The organism is Streptomyces sp. Q6, assembly GCF_036967205.1.
Lineage (GTDB): Bacteria > Actinomycetota > Actinomycetes > Streptomycetales > Streptomycetaceae > Streptomyces > Streptomyces citrinus.
Genome location: NZ_CP146022.1, coordinates 5,263,400 through 5,277,072, shown reverse-complemented (window position 1 = coordinate 5,277,072; position 13,673 = coordinate 5,263,400). Strand labels below are relative to the sequence as shown.

Here is a 13,673-nt window from a genome sequence, read left to right as displayed (position 1 = left end):
ACAGAGAACGGGACATGGTCGCGGTACGGCGGTCCGTGCGGTGGCGCGTGCGTCGGCGGAGGCGGGGCTCTACGGAGCCGGGCCTCGGCGCGTCACGGGAAGGAAGGCCACCGGACGGCTGCCGGTGGCCGGAGTCTGTCGGACTCGGGGCTGTTCACGGGCCCCAGGCTAGGCGGCCGTCCCGGGCGGGGCCAGTGGATTTCACACGGTCCGCACGCCCCGCGCCGACCCGGCGATCCCCGCGAGGAACCCCTGCGCGTGGTCGGAGACGCCTTGCTTCAGCCAGGCCGGGTCGATCTCGCAGACGGCGACCTTCACGCCCGTACCGGCGAGGGCGATGGGCAGGGTGTGCACGACGGTCGACGGGAAGCTGAGGATCGTACGGCCTATGGGGCCGCGCCGGGCGATGAGCTCCAGGGGCAGGTCGGGGCGGACGATCTGGAGGCCGGTCTCGACCGCGAGGCGGTGGAGTTTCTCGGCGCTCTCGCGGCGGTGGGCGAAGTAGCGGGTGGCGCCGTGCGCCGCGGCGAGGCCGCGCACCGCCTCCAGATACCGCTCCAGGTCGACGACTCCCGTCTCCACCAGGGAGGTTCCGACCAGGTCGGCGCCGCGGGTCAGACGCGGCGGGCCGAACCGGGCGCGGGTCCAGGCGTAGTCGTTGGCGGCGGTCTCGACGCCGTCGGGTGCCTCGTCCACCGGCATCGAGGTGAACAGGCGGACGCGTCGGCCGGGGCGCGGGGTGAGGCGGCGGCGGGCCGCGGACGAGACGGGGCCGAAGGCGATGTCGCGCGGTCCCGGGCGGCCGCCGCGCCGGTGCCAGCGCACGAGGCGTTCGCCGCGGGCCAGTTGGGAGACGAACTCCATCGTGGCGGTGCCGTCGTCGACGACGACCAGGTCACGGGCGCGCGTGATGGTCAGGAGCAGTTGTACGTAGCGGGAGAACGGGTCGCCGATGACGACCCGGTCGGCCCCGCGCAGGGCGCCGGCGAGGCCGCCGATGGTGTGGAAGGGGGCGGAGGCGCCACCGCGCGCCTCTTCCCAGCGGACCACGTGGCCCTCGCCGCGCGCGAGTTCGGCCATGCGGCGCAGCTGGCCGCGGGTCATGGGGTCGTTGGGCGACAGGACGACGACGGTCGCGGTGGCCCGGTCGTGGTGGGCCCACTCCAGGACGTTCAGGAGCTGCACCGGGCTCTCGACGAAGCACAACGTACTGCTCGACATGCTGCGGCCCTCCCCGGGGACGCCGTGGCGGTCCGGCGCAGCGGGTGCGCCGGACCGCCTACGAGTTGAGGATCAGACGCCGACCGGCTCACCGGCGGCGACGGCGATCTCCGACTCGGCGACGACGCCCGCGACGCGGCGCAGCTTCTTCATCGGGCCGAGCTCGGACTCGTAGACCTTCTTGACGCCGTCACCGAGGGACGCCTCGATGGTGCGGATGTCGCGGACGAGGCGCGTGAGGCCCTGCGGCTCGACGGACGCGGCCTGGTCCGAGCCCCACATGGCGCGGTCGAGGGTGATGTGGCGCTCGACGAACGTGGCGCCGAGGGCGACGGCGGCGAGGGTCGTCTGGAGGCCGGTCTCGTGGCCGGAGTAGCCGATCGGGACGTTCGGGTACTCGGCCTGGAGGGTGTTGATGACGCGGAGGTTGAGCTCCTCGGCGACCGACGGGTACGTCGACGTGGCGTGGCACATCAGGATGTTGTCGCTGCCGAGGACCTCGACCGCGTGGCGGATCTGCTTCGGCGTCGACATGCCGGTGGAGAGGATGATCGTGCGGCCGGTGGCGCGCAGGGCGCGCAGCAGCTCGTCGTCGGTGAGCGACGCGGAGGCGACCTTGTGGGCGGGGACGTCGAACTTCTCCAGGAAGGCGACGGCCTCGGTGTCCCACGGGGAGGCGAACCAGTCGATGCCGCGCTTCTTGCAGTGCTCGTCGATCTGGCGGTACTCGTCCTCGCCGAACTCGACGCGGTGGCGGTAGTCGATGTACGTCATGCGGCCCCAGGGGGTGTCCCGCTCGATGTCCCACTGGTCGCGCGGGGTGCAGATCTCGGGGGTGCGCTTCTGGAACTTGACCGCGTCGCAGCCGGCTTCGGCGGCGACGTCGATCAGCTTGAACGCGTTCTCCAGGTCGCCGTTGTGGTTGATGCCGATCTCACCGGTGATGTAGACGGGCTGACCGGGGCCGGCGATGCGCTCGGGGCCGAAGGTGCGCAGACGGGTGGCAACAGACATGACAGAACGTTCCTTACGTGGTTTCGAGGGTGTCGAGAGAGTCGGGAGCGAGTGACGGGCCGAGGATCCAGCTCGCGATCTCCCTGATCGCGCCTTCGCCACCGGGGACGGTGGTGACGGCGCGTGCGGCGCCGCGTACGACGTCATGGGCGTTCGCGACCGCCACGGGCCAGCCGGCGACGGCGAAGCACGGGAGGTCGTTGACGTCGTTCCCGACGTAGAGCACGCGCTCCGGCGCGATGCCCTGCTCCTCGCACCACTGCTTCAGTGCGAGGTCCTTGCGGTCGATGCCGTGCAGGACCGGGATCTTGAGCTTCCGGGCCCGGGCGGCGACGACCGGGTTCACCTCCGTGGACAGGATCAGCATCGACAGGCCGCTCTTGCGCAGGGCCGCGATGCCGAGGCCGTCACCGCGGTGCACGGTGACGAACTCCCGTCCGTCGGAGTCGATCAGCACCTTGTCGTCGGTCTGGGTGCCATCGAAGTCGAGGACGACCGCGTCGATGTCCTCCCGGGCGGGGAGCGTGTCGGACAGGGACGCGTCGAAGAGGGGGGCCAGCGCGCGGGCGCGGGCCAGGTCGTGCGGGTCGTCGATCTCCAGGACCCGGGCGGGGTCGGTGCGGACGAGTTCCGTACGGCCGAAGAAGCGGTGTTCGTGGCGGCGGAAGCCGGTGGCCCGCATCGCGTAGACGGCGCCGGTCTCCAGGAGGTCCTGGGGGCGGTCCTGGCGCATCTGGCGGAAGGACTTGTCGTGGTTGACGCCGTAGCCGCCGCCGGTCTCCTGTGCGGTGAGGACGGCGACGCCGCCGCCCTCGGCCGCGGTCCGCTCGGCGGCGACGGGCTTCGGCTCGTCCGCCGTGTCCCGCCACACGAACCCGTGGAAGGGCGCGACGGTCAGGGCGCTGTCCGCCCCGTTCTCCACGACGGCGCGGACCACGCCGTCGATGTCGTCCCGCACGAGGAAGGGGCTGGTGCACTGCACGAGCAGGACCACGTCGACGGCCGCCCCCTGGAGCGCCTCGTGGGCGTCCATGGCGTGCAGCACGGCCGCCTCCGAGGAGGACTTGTCGCCGGCGATGGCGGCGGGCCGGGTGACGACCTCGGCGCCCGCCTCCCGCGCCGCCGCGGCGATCGCCGCGTCGTCGGTGGAGACCACGACGTCGGTGACGTGCCGGGTGGCGAGGCACTCGCGGACGGCGCGGGCCACGAGGGGCACGCCGCCGACCGGGGCGAGGTTCTTGGCCGGCACTCCCTTGGAGCCGCCGCGGGCGGGGATCACGGCGAGGACGCGGCGGACCGGGGTCGTCTGTCCCGCTTCCTGGTCGGTCATGTGCGGTTCTCCTTCGGGGAGTCGGTGGTTCCTGGGGAGCGACCGGGTCACAGCTCCCCCATCCGCCGGATCACGGGGGCGACGCGCTGCACGCCGTGCCGGTAGGCGCCGCGCGCGGCCCGGCGGACGATCTGCCGTACGGCGCCGGGGTCCTTGTCGGCGGCGGGCGCGCCGGGCAGCGGGGAGCCGTCGGGCGCGAGGTGGTGGCGGGCGAGGACGCGCGGCAGGTAGCCGGGGGCGGTGGTGCGGCTGTAGTACGGCGCGAGGGGCGGGCGGTCGCCCGCCAGGAGCTCGGCGACCCTGGCCCTGGCCCCGTCGAAGGCGTTCTCGTACGTGCCGTCGGCGGCGACGCCCTGCCGTGCCACCCACGCGGCGTCGGGCTCGGGGATCCGGCCGGCGTCCAGTTGGTCCCACGACACGAGGCAGCCGGAGCCGGTGAAGTGGTGGTTGCCGAGTGCTTCGCGCACCCCGAGGTCGGTGAGCAGCGCGGTGGGGACGCGCCGGTGCAGCGCTTCCAGGGCGGCCGTGGAACTGACCGTGACGAGCAGGTCCGTACGGTCGAGGACCTCGCCCATGTTTCCGTACACGAGACGGAAGTTGGCGGGGGCCCGGAGCCGCTGCACGAGCTTCTGGTAGGGCGTCTCCTCGATGTGCGTGGTGTGCTCACCGGGCTTGCTGCGCAGCTTGAGGAGCACCTCGCGATCCGGGTGCGACTCGGCGTGCCGGACGAGGCGGTCGAGCAGATACATCCGGTCGGCCGGGGTGTCCGGCACGGACGGCTGCGCCGCGAACACCACCGTGTACGGGTCGTGCGCCTTCTGGTAGGGCGCGCCGCCGAGGAAGGGCAGCGCGCACTCCGTGACCGCGGTGGCGTCGGCGCCCACGCCCTCGTACACGGCGCGGAAACGGTCCGCGTCGTAGGCCGAGTTGGCGAGGACGACGTCCGCGCCGTGGCGCAGGAGCAGTCCGTCGGCGAGCTTCTCGTAGACGACGCCGACGTAGCCGGTGACGACGACGGGCCGGTCCGCCGATCCTTGCCAGGTGTGGGCGAGTCCGTGCAGTAGGGCCTGGACGGCTCCGCCCACGAGGGCGAGGACGACCACGTCGTACCCACCGGATCTCATCGCGCGCAGGAACTCGACGGCGGTGACCTCGCGGAGGCTGTCCGCGCGGACGCCGACCTCTTGGAGCTGGCGCGGGGTCGGGGTGGCACGGCCGCGCAGCAGGAAGCCGTCGAGGGCCGCACCGTCGGGAAGGAGCCGGGCCGCGGTGAGCGACCCCCATTTCCACCGGGTGTCGGAGTCCGCGAGTACGGCGACTCGTTGCTGCTTTTCGTTCCTTACTGGCACGACGACGAAGTTAGGAAGCCATTTCGAGCCGCGGCCCAACCGGAGTGCAACAAACGGTTAACAGCACACCGACGAATGGGGAATCGGCCTCGGAAAGGCCTCACGGAAGGGGCGGTTCACGGTCCCGCCACACGTCGTTCACCTGACATCAAGTTCCCGGCCAAGACGAATGCCGGGCCGCCGCCTAACGTCACGGACGTGGTCAAGCTCTCCGTCATCGTGCCGTTCTACAACGTGCAGCAATATGCGCCCGACACTCTGCGAAGTCTTCGCGCCAACGCGCGGGAGGACTTCGAATTCATTCTCGTCGACGACTGCTCCAAGGACGAGACCCCGGACATTCTCGCGCGCGCCGAGCGCGAGCTGCCCGGCGCCGTCGTCGTCAGACACGAGCAGAACGGGGGACTCGCCACGGCCCGCAACACCGGACTGGACGCGGCGCGCGGCGAGTACCTCACGTTCCTGGACGGTGACGACTGGCTCGCCCCCGGCTACTACGCCGAACTCCTGGCCGCCATAGAGGGCCTGGGCTGCGACTTCGTCCGCACGGACCATGTGCAGTGCACGGCCAGGGCCCGGACCGTCCACCGGGTGCCGATCGGCCTGCGCGGGGTGGTGATGGACCCACGGGAGGCGATTCTCCCGGCCGACCGCTCCACGTCCGTGGACTACCCGTACGCGTGGGCCGGCATGTACCACCGGCGCCTGGCCGACGCCGGACTGCTGCACTTCACCGACGGGCTGCGCACGGCGGAGGACCGGCCCTGGATCTGGCGGCTGCACCGCGAGGCGAAATCCTTTGCGGCGGTGGGTCTGCTCGGCCTCTTCTATCGGCGCGGCGTCGCGTCATCGCTTACGCAGATCGGTGACGTACGCCAGCTCGATTTCATTCGCGCATTCGACCAGGTCGTCCGGGAAACCGCTCAGGACAAGGACGCGGATCAACTGCTCCCGAAGGCTGTACGCACCTACTGCGCCATCATTTCCCATCACTTGGGATCCATCGAAAGGTTCGAACCACCCGTGGCCCGCACACTGAAATCTCTCAGCGCGGCGGCGCTGCGCCGCATGCCGCAGCGGGTCCTCGACGACGCGCTCGACTCGATGGACCTGGAGCGGGCCACGCGGCTGCGACGGCTGCGACGCCGTCCCGTGTCTGCGGGGGCCACCGCATGACCACCCGCATTCTTCTCGCCTCGACGCTGTACGGGACCGCGACGCTCGCCGCCGCCCTGGACGCCGGGCAGTTCGCTCCGGCCGATCGCACGATCCTGCTCGTCGCCAACAACGCGGCGACGCCCGAGGTCACTCCGCCCGTGGACCGGATGCCCGGCTTCGAGCAGCTGCGCGGCCGTTTCGACGACGTACTGTCGTGGAACGAGGCCATCGCGCCCTTCCACCCGGGAGGCTGGACGCCGCGTGCCGACGATCTCCCCTTGTGGGAGCGGTACTTGAGGCTCGAATGGAGCCTGGGCGACGACGATGTCGAGCTGGCCGTCGAGTCCCTCCAGGTCAACCCGGCGATGGCCGTCGCGCAGATCTTCACGGGCGCACCGGTCGACGTGTACGCGGACGGCCTGATGAGCTACGGACCGACCCGTAACAAGATCGACCCGCTGGTCGGCACGCGGGTGCGCAGACTGCTCCACCTCGACCTCGTCCCCGGTCTCAAGCCGCTGCTGCTCACGGAGTTCGGGGTCGAGCCGGAGGTCGTACCGACGCCCCTGTTCGTCAAAGTACTCGCCGAACTCGAAGCCTCAGCGGTGAGGTTGCCGCATCATGACGGCGATTCCGCGCTCCTGCTCGGCCAGTACCTCTCCGCCCTCGACATCCTCACCGCCGAGGAGGAAGAGGACCTGCATGTGCGGATGATGCTCGGCGCCGCCGAACTCGGCCACCAGCACATCGTGTTCAAGCCGCACCCCACGGCACCGGCCCGCTGGTCGCGGACCCTGGAGCGGGAGGCCGAGCGGCTCGGCATCGAGCTGACCATCCTGGACACCCCGGTCCTCGCCGAGGTCCTCTACCAGAGGATGCGCCCGGCCCTGGTCGTCGGATGCTTCTCCACGGCGCTGCTCACCGCGTCCGCGCTGTACGGAATCCCGGTCGCCCGGCTCGGCACCGGAACGCTCCTGGAACGCCTCGCCCCGTACCAGAACAGCAACCGCGTCCCCGTCACGATCGTCGACGCGCTGCTGCCCGACCTCACGGACCGTGCCGCGGTCACCTCGCAGGAACAGGGCATGTCCGTGGACGAGTTGACGGATCTCCTCAGGGCGGTCGGCTTCGCGATGCAGGCGAAGATCTACCCGGACCTGCGCCCGGACACCGAGCGCTACCTCGCCACGCATCTGGACCAGCGCACCTGGCGCTACTTCAAACGCCGCCGACTGACGTCACTGGCGCTGCCGGGGGCGCTGCCCTCACAACTGTCCTTCATCCCCCGCAACGCGGCGGTGCGGCGACTGGCCCGCAGGGCCCGGAAACTGCAGCGCGCCGTGGGCCGCTGAGCGCGGGGCGCGCGCCCCGACCGTACGCACGACCTGTTGGGGGGCCACCGCCGCGGCGTCCAGCAGTGCCACGGCGACGAGGCAGACGCCACAGGTCCTGCCGCGATACCCGGCGGATTCGATGCACCACGAACGCGCGAGCAGGCCGGCCGCCCCCACGGGCGCGGCCACTGACATGTCAGTGCATGACGAGGAGCGCCCCGCATGACCGAGACGGTCGTGAACACCACAGACGTCAAGTCCGCCCCGGCCGCCCGCGTCCCCGCGGACACGACCGCGTCCGCGCCGCGCGGGAAGCGGCCCGAGGGCCGCCTGCGCGCCCTCGACGGGCTGCGCCTGCTCGCCGCGCTGATGGTGGCGGCCTACCACTACGGCGGCCGCGACGGCGATGTCTCGCGAGCCTGGGGCGGTTCGCCGAGCACCCAGTTCCCCACGCTGCACGAGTGGTTCGCGTACGGCCCGCTCGGCGTGCAGATCTTCTTCGTCATCAGCGGCTTCGTCATCTGCATGAGCGGCTGGGGCCGCCCCCTGCGCTCGTTCTTCGCGTCCCGGGTGGCGCGGCTGTTCCCCGCGTACTGGGCGGCGATCATCCTGGTGACGGCGGTCTTCGCGCTGCCCACGGTCGCGTACCACGCGGTCTCTCCCAGCGACGCGCTGGTGAACCTCACCATGCTGCAGCAGCCCGCCGGAGCGGACCGGGTCCTCGGGGTGTGCTGGACGCTGTGGGCGGAGCTGCGCTTCTACGCCCTGTTCGCGCTCTGCGTCGTGCTGCCGGGGGCGACCCGCCGCCGTGTGGTGCTGTTCTGCGCGGTGTGGACGATGGCGGCGGTGCTGGCCGACGCGTCCGGCGAACCGTTCCTGAACCTGGTGCTGATGCCGGAGTACGCCCCGTTCTTCATCGGCGGCATCGGCCTCTACCTCGTCCACCGCGACCGGCGCGACGTGCTCGCCTGGGGCGTCACCGCGGTCGGCTGGGCGCTCGGCCAGCACTACGCGGTGGCCGGGCTGTGGCACAAGGCGAATCCGGCGTTCTTCTCCTACCGCGAGCCGCTCGTCATCATCGCGATCGTCACGGCGGGGTTCGCCGCTGTCGCGGCGATCGCCGCCGGGATGCTGCGGTGGGCGGACTGGCGGTGGCTGACCGTGGCCGGGGCCCTCACGTACCCCTTCTATCTGGTGCACGAGCACCTGGGCTGGGTCACGATCGAAGTGCTGCACCGACGGCTCGGCCTGCCGTCCTCGGTGACATTCGTGGGGACGGCGGTTCTGATGCTGACGCTCGCGTGGCTGCTGAACCGGTACGTCGAGCGCTGGGCGACACCGGTGCTGCGCAAGGCGGTGGACAGGCACCTGTGAGGAACGGCGGCGTCGGAGGCGCCCTCGCGGGCCCGCACCCGTCAGCGCACCCCGTACCGCGCCTCGATCCCCGCCACGATCAGCGCGAGCCCTTCCTCGAATCGCTCGTCGTACGCCGCGAAGAGCTGACCGCCCGCGGCGGCGGCGAGCGGGTACTCGGCCAGCCGCTCCGCCCGCTCCTCCACGTCGACGGGCGCGGGGTCCTCGCCGGACAGCGGCTGCATGCCCTGCTCCTCCGTGACGAAGCCCAGCGTGTACATGTACGCGGTGGTACTCGCCCATGCCGCCTGGTCGAAGGTGAATCCGGCCTCGACGAGGAGACGCAGGTTCGCCTCCACCGCGGAGCCGTGGTCGGTGCCGGTGAACCGTGATCCGCTGAAGACCTTCGCGCCGTCGCGGTAGCGCAGGAGCGTGGCGCGCAGGTGACGGTTGCCCTGCCGGAGCCACTCCTGCCAGGAGAGGGCGGGCGCGTGCCCTGCCCCTTCCCCGCCTTCCGCCCCTTCCGCCCCTGCAAGCCCTCCCGGCTCGTAGCCGATGTCGCGGCCGGCCTCGGTCATGCGCCGGAACATCACGGTCGCCATCTCGTCGAGCAGCGCCTGCTTGTTCTTGAAGTGCCAGTACAGGGCGGGCGCCTGGACGTTCAGCTCCTTGGCGATGGCGCGCAGCGTCAGGCCTTCGAGACCCACGTCGTTCAGCAGGTCGAGGGCGGTGTCGGCGACGTGCGTCTTGTCGAGCTTCGGCTTCTTCGCCGCTTCTTTCGGAGTCTTCTTCTCGGCCACGCTTGACAGTTTAACGCCGTTAAGGCCATGCTCGATCCAGGTTGATTTAACAGTGTTAAGGAGAGGGTGGCCTCGGTGACGACGACGGACGCGCAGGTGGACGCACGGGTGGATGCGCAGATGGATGTGCAGGGGGATGTACTGGTGGACGTACTGGTGGTGGGTGCGGGTCCGACGGGCCTGGTGGCGGCGCTGGACCTGACGCGGCGGGGAGTGGAGGTGCTGCTGGTCGAGCGGACACGGGACCTGTTCCCGGGCTCGCGGGGCAAGGGGATCCAGCCGCGCACGCAGGAGGTGCTGTACGACCTCGGGGTGCTGGACGCGATCCACGCGGCGGGCTCGCCCTACCCGAAGATGCGGGTCTGGGAGGGCGATGAGCCGGGCCCGGAGTGGGACATGATGGAGCGCTCCGAGCCGAGCGAGCAGGTCCCGTACGCGGAGGGGTGGCTGATACCGCAGGCCCGTACGCAGGAGGTGCTGTACGCGCGGCTGCGGGAGCTGGGCGGCGCCATCCGCTTCGGCGCCGCTCTGACGGGCCTCGCGCAGGACGCGGACGGGGTGACGGCGACCTTCGAGGACGGTTCGGTCGTACGGGCCCGGTACGCGGTGGCGGCGGACGGCGGGCGTTCCACCGTGCGGCGGGCCCTCGGCATCGGCATGACCGGCGAGACGGTCGACCCCAAGCCGATGATGGTGGCGGACGTCCGGGTGACGCCGGACGCGCCGATACCGGACACGCACTGGCACGTGTGGCCGAAGGCGGCGGACGGCGGGGTGGCGTTCTGCCCGCTGCCGGTCGGCGCGGCGGACTCCGACGGGAGCCGCGTCTATCAGCTGGCCGCGCAGTACGCGGACGAGACGGCCGTGCCGGACACGTCACCGGCGGCGGTGGCCAAGCTCCTGGCGACGCGCACGGTGCTGGCGGAGGAGCACATCGCCGAGGTGCTGTGGGCCTCCGACTTCCGGGCACGCGCGGCGATGGCGGACCGCTTCCGCGCGGGCCGGGTCTTCCTCGCGGGCGACGCGGCGCACGTCCACTCCCCCGCGGGCGGCCAGGGCCTGAACACGAGCGTGCAGGACGCGTACAACCTGAGCTGGAAGCTGGCGGCGGTCCTGTCCGGCGCACCGGCCTCGCTCCTGGACACGTACGAGGAGGAGCGGATGCCCGTCGCGGCGGACATCCTCGGCATCAGCACCCGCATCCACCGGGCGGGCGCCGCCGGCCAGAACACGCAGCGCGGCGCCGAGGTCCAGCAGCTCGGCATCGGCTACCGCGACGGGGCCCTGACCCGCGAGACACGGAAGGAGCTGGCCGAGGACGCCCTGCGCGCGGGCGACCGTGCTCCGGACGGGCGGCGCGGCGGTCTCCGCCTCTTCGACGTCTTCCAGGGACCGCACTGGACACTGCTCGCGGTCGGCACCGACACCGAACCGCCCCGGTTCGACGGCGGCTTGATACGCACGGCCCGCATCCCGGCGTACGAGGCGTACGGCACGGGCGTCTTCCTGGTCCGGCCCGACGGGTACGTGGCGTGGGCCGGGGAGAGCGCCGAGGGGGTGGAGGCGTACCTGAGGGAGATCGGGGTGGGATGAGACCGGCCTCCGCCCCCTGGGCTCGCGAAGTCCTGAGCCCTCGGCGCCCTGTGCGCCCTATGCGCTCTACGCGCTGGCCAGCGTCAGCTTCACGGCGAAGCCGAGGAACAGGACACCGGCCGCCGAGGTCGCACCGGCCGACAGACGCTTGCGGCGGCGGAAGGCGTCCGCCAGCTTCGTACCGCTGAAGATCAGGGCCGACAGGTACAGGACGCTCGCGAGCTGAGCGAAGAAGCCGAGGACCACGAAGGAGACGGCGGGATACGCGTACGACGGGTCCACGAACTGCACGAAGAAGGCGATGAAGAACAGGATCGCCTTGGGGTTGAGGAGGCTGATCACGAAGGCCCTGCGGAATGGCCGCTCCTGCGCGGCCTCCGGCGCCGCGTCCGGGGCGGCCTCGGCGGCGAGGCGCTCGCGGCGGGTGCGCCACATCGACCACGCGGCGCGCAGCATCCCGATCGCGAGCCAGGTCAGATAGCCGGCTCCGGCGTACTTCACGATCCCGAAGAGGACGGCGTTGGCCTGGAGGAGGGAGGCGACACCGGCGGCGGACAGGGTCATCAGGACGGTGTCCCCGCACCACACACCCGCGGCGGCTTTGTAGCCGGTGCGTACGCCGCGGCGGGCGGCGACGGATATGACGTACAGCGAGTTCGGCCCCGGGAGAAGGACGATGAGGACGAGACCCGCGAGATAGGTCGGAAGATCGATGACACCCAGCATGGGCGGAGTGTCGCACAGGCGTACAACACTCCGCCCAGGGGTTTCAGCCGGCGGAAGATCGCTGCTCGGACGCCGAGGTCAGAGCACCGAGAAGGTCAGACCACCAAGAAGGTCAGAGCACCGAGAAGGTCAGAGCACCGAGAAGGTCAGAACGCGTCGGAGGGCACGTACGTCCCCCACACATCGCGCAGCGCGTTGCAGACCTCGCCGACGGTCGCGCGGGCGCGCAGGGCGTCCTTCATCGGGTAGAGGACGTTGTCCTCGCCCTCGGCGGCCTTCTTCAGGGCGGCGAGGGCCGCGTCGACGGCCTCCTGGTCGCGCTCGGCACGGAGCCGGGCGAGGCGCTCGGCCTGCTGCGCCTCGATGGCCGGGTCGACGCGGAGCGGCTCGTAGGGCTCCTCGGCGTCGAGCTGGTAGCGGTTGACGCCGACCACGACGCGCTCGCCGGAGTCGGTCTCCTGCGCGATGCGGTAGGCGGAGCGCTCGATCTCGGACTTCTGGAAGCCGTGCTCGATCGCGTTGACGGCACCGCCCAGGTCCTCGACCTTGCCCATGAGTTCGAGGGCGGCGGCCTCCACGTCGTCGGTCATCTTCTCGACGACGTAGGACCCGGCGAACGGGTCGACGGTGGCCGTCACGTCGGTCTCGTACGCGAGGACCTGCTGGGTGCGCAGCGCGAGGCGCGCGGACTTGTCCGTCGGGAGGGCGATGGCCTCGTCGAAGGAGTTGGTGTGCAGGGACTGCGTGCCGCCGAGGACGGCGCCGAGGCCCTGGACGGCGACGCGGACCAGGTTCACCTCGGGCTGCTGGGCGGTGAGCTGGACGCCGGCGGTCTGGGTGTGGAAGCGGAGCATCAGCGACTTGGGGTTCTTCGCGCCGAACTCCTCCTTCATCACCCGGGCCCAGATGCGCCGGGCGGCACGGAACTTGGCGACCTCTTCGAGGATGGTGGTGCGGGCGACGAAGAAGAAGGACAGGCGGGGCGCGAAGTCGTCGACGTCCATACCGGCCGCGACAGCGGTGCGGACGTACTCGATGCCGTCGGCGAGGGTGAAGGCGATCTCCTGCGCGGGAGACGCTCCGGCCTCGGCCATGTGGTAGCCGGAGATCGAGATGGTGTTCCACTTCGGGATCTCGGCCTTGCAGTACTTGAAGATGTCCGCGATCAGCCGGAGGGAGGGCTTGGGCGGGAAGATGTAGGTGCCGCGGGCGATGTACTCCTTGAGCACGTCGTTCTGGATCGTGCCGGTCAGCTTGTCGGCGGCGACCCCCTGCTCCTCGCCGACCAGTTGGTACATCAGGAGGAGGAGGGCGGCGGGCGCGTTGATCGTCATCGACGTGGAGACCTTGTCCAGCGGGATGCCGCCGAACAGGACCCGCATGTCCTCGACCGAGTCGATGGCGACGCCGACCTTGCCGACCTCGCCGGAGGCGATGGGGGCGTCCGAGTCGTGGCCCATCTGGGTCGGCAGGTCGAAGGCGACGGACAGGCCCATCGTGCCGTTGGCGATGAGCTGCTTGTAGCGGGCGTTGGACTCGGTGGCCGTGCCGAAACCGGCGTACTGCCGCATCGTCCAGGGCCGGCCCGTGTACATCGACGGGTACACGCCCCGCGTGAACGGATAGCTGCCCGGCTCGCCCAGCTTCTGATCCGGGTCCCAGCCCTCCAGAGCCGACGGGCCGTAGACCGGCTCGATGGGCAGTCCGGACTCGGATTCGCGCGCCATGGTTGTGCCTCCAGCGATGACTTGCCGATAACTTGCCGATTACTTGCCAGTAATTGCCGACCCTCGCG

11 protein-coding genes are annotated in these 13,673 nt (G+C 71.1%); 4 read left to right on the top strand and 7 right to left on the bottom strand.

The window, feature by feature from the left end:
• Positions 1-201: 201 nt before the first annotated feature.
• From V2W30_RS24620 to V2W30_RS24605, 4 genes are all read right to left on the bottom strand, one after another.
• Positions 202-1,221: a hypothetical protein gene (locus tag V2W30_RS24620; RefSeq protein WP_338699809.1), complete on the bottom strand. Its 1,020-nt coding sequence runs from the start codon at positions 1,219-1,221 to the stop codon at positions 202-204.
• A 72-nt stretch (positions 1,222-1,293) separates the two neighbouring features.
• Positions 1,294-2,235, bottom strand: a complete 942-nt coding sequence (locus tag V2W30_RS24615) for an N-acetylneuraminate synthase family protein (RefSeq protein ID WP_338699808.1) — start codon at positions 2,233-2,235, stop codon at positions 1,294-1,296.
• Positions 2,236-2,248: 13 nt separating this feature from the next.
• Positions 2,249-3,565, bottom strand: a complete 1,317-nt coding sequence (locus V2W30_RS24610; protein ID WP_338699806.1) for an N-acylneuraminate cytidylyltransferase — start codon at positions 3,563-3,565, stop codon at positions 2,249-2,251.
• 47 nt (positions 3,566-3,612) lie between these two features.
• On the bottom strand, positions 3,613-4,914 hold the full coding sequence (locus V2W30_RS24605) for a DUF6716 putative glycosyltransferase (RefSeq protein ID WP_338699805.1): 1,302 nt from the start codon (positions 4,912-4,914) through the stop codon (positions 3,613-3,615).
• A gap of 198 nt (positions 4,915-5,112) precedes the next feature.
• Between V2W30_RS24605 and V2W30_RS24600 the strand changes: the two genes are divergently transcribed.
• From V2W30_RS24600 to V2W30_RS24590, 3 genes are all read left to right on the top strand, one after another.
• Positions 5,113-6,090: a glycosyltransferase family 2 protein gene (locus tag V2W30_RS24600; protein WP_338699803.1), complete on the top strand. Its 978-nt coding sequence runs from the start codon at positions 5,113-5,115 to the stop codon at positions 6,088-6,090.
• Entirely contained in the window at positions 6,087-7,424 is a 1,338-nt protein-coding gene (locus V2W30_RS24595; protein WP_338699801.1) for a polysialyltransferase family glycosyltransferase, read from the top strand. Before V2W30_RS24600 ends, V2W30_RS24595 begins: the two co-directional genes overlap by 4 nt.
• 204 nt (positions 7,425-7,628) lie before the next feature.
• A complete protein-coding gene (locus V2W30_RS24590) occupies positions 7,629-8,780 on the top strand; it encodes an acyltransferase (protein ID WP_338699800.1) in 1,152 nt (383 codons plus the stop codon).
• A gap of 41 nt (positions 8,781-8,821) precedes the next feature.
• On the opposite strand, the gene V2W30_RS24585 is transcribed toward V2W30_RS24590, so the two are convergent.
• Positions 8,822-9,559, bottom strand: a complete 738-nt coding sequence (locus V2W30_RS24585; protein WP_338699799.1) for a TetR/AcrR family transcriptional regulator C-terminal domain-containing protein — start codon at positions 9,557-9,559, stop codon at positions 8,822-8,824.
• Positions 9,560-9,679: 120 nt separating this feature from the next.
• Here V2W30_RS24585 and V2W30_RS24580 point away from each other — a divergent pair, with 120 nt between their 5' ends.
• A complete protein-coding gene (locus V2W30_RS24580) occupies positions 9,680-11,152 on the top strand; it encodes an FAD-dependent oxidoreductase (protein ID WP_338703746.1) in 1,473 nt (490 codons plus the stop codon).
• A gap of 66 nt (positions 11,153-11,218) precedes the next feature.
• Here the strand turns inward: V2W30_RS24580 and leuE are convergent, their stop codons facing one another.
• Positions 11,219-11,878 (bottom strand): leucine efflux protein LeuE, encoded by a 660-nt coding sequence (gene leuE / locus V2W30_RS24575; protein WP_338699797.1) that lies wholly within the window; start codon positions 11,876-11,878, stop codon positions 11,219-11,221.
• Between the two features lie 146 nt (positions 11,879-12,024).
• Entirely contained in the window at positions 12,025-13,605 is a 1,581-nt protein-coding gene (locus V2W30_RS24570; protein ID WP_338699795.1) for an acyl-CoA mutase large subunit family protein, read from the bottom strand.
• Between the last annotated feature and the right edge of the window lie 68 nt (positions 13,606-13,673).

Excerpts from the sequence above, each read along its gene's own strand:
- V2W30_RS24570 (WP_338699795.1), bottom strand. The coding sequence starts at position 13,605 with ATGGCGCGCGAATCCGAGTCCGGACTGCCCATCGAGCCGGTCTACGGC.
- V2W30_RS24580 (WP_338703746.1), top strand. The coding sequence starts at position 9,680 with ATGGATGTGCAGGGGGATGTACTGGTGGACGTACTGGTGGTGGGTGCG.
- V2W30_RS24590 (WP_338699800.1), top strand. The coding sequence starts at position 7,629 with ATGACCGAGACGGTCGTGAACACCACAGACGTCAAGTCCGCCCCGGCC.
- leuE (WP_338699797.1), bottom strand. The coding sequence starts at position 11,878 with ATGCTGGGTGTCATCGATCTTCCGACCTATCTCGCGGGTCTCGTCCTC.
- V2W30_RS24615 (WP_338699808.1), bottom strand. The coding sequence starts at position 2,235 with ATGTCTGTTGCCACCCGTCTGCGCACCTTCGGCCCCGAGCGCATCGCC.
- V2W30_RS24610 (WP_338699806.1), bottom strand. The coding sequence starts at position 3,565 with ATGACCGACCAGGAAGCGGGACAGACGACCCCGGTCCGCCGCGTCCTC.
- V2W30_RS24620 (WP_338699809.1), bottom strand. The coding sequence starts at position 1,221 with ATGTCGAGCAGTACGTTGTGCTTCGTCGAGAGCCCGGTGCAGCTCCTG.
- V2W30_RS24595 (WP_338699801.1), top strand. The coding sequence starts at position 6,087 with ATGACCACCCGCATTCTTCTCGCCTCGACGCTGTACGGGACCGCGACG.